1 protein-coding gene is annotated in these 586 nt (G+C 62.5%); it reads left to right on the top strand.

Features of this window, described 5'->3' with window-relative positions:
• A partial coding sequence (locus PQR08_RS38640; protein WP_408164497.1) for an FAD-binding protein occupies positions 1-586 on the top strand: 586 nt, incomplete at both ends.

Below are 586 nucleotides of genomic sequence, written 5' to 3'. Positions count from 1 at the left end.
CTGCATCAAGGAGCCGATTCCGGTGGTGCCGACCATCCACTATCAGATGGGCGGTATTCCGACCAACATGCACGGTCAGGTCGTGGGCACCGCGAAGGGCTACGACGATCCGGTCAACGGCTTCTACGCGGTGGGCGAATGCTCGTGCGTTTCGGTGCACGGCGCGAACCGTCTGGGCACGAATTCGCTGCTCGATCTGGTCGTGTTCGGGCGTGCTGCGGGCAACCACATCATCAAGCACGCGAAGGAACTGAAAGAGCACAAGCCGCTGCCGGCCGATGCCGCCGACTTCGCGATGGAACGCCTCGCGGTGCTGGAGAAATCGACTTCGGGCGAGTACACGCAGAACATCGCCAACGATATCCGCGCGTCGATGCAGGCGCATGCGGGCGTGTTCCGCACGTCGAAGTTGCTCGAAGAGGGCGTCGGCAAGATTGCGGAACTGGCTGAGCGCGTGAAGCATGTGCATCTGAAGGACAAGTCGAAGGTGTTCAACACGGCGAAGGTCGAGGCGCTGGAACTGGCGAACCTGATCGAAGTGGCGCGCGCGACGATGGTATCGGCCGAAGCGCGCAAGGAGAGCCGC

This window comes from Caballeronia jiangsuensis (assembly GCF_046030135.1).
Taxonomy (GTDB): domain Bacteria; phylum Pseudomonadota; class Gammaproteobacteria; order Burkholderiales; family Burkholderiaceae; genus Caballeronia; species Caballeronia jiangsuensis.
This window is presented reverse-complemented; position numbering and strand designations above follow the sequence as displayed.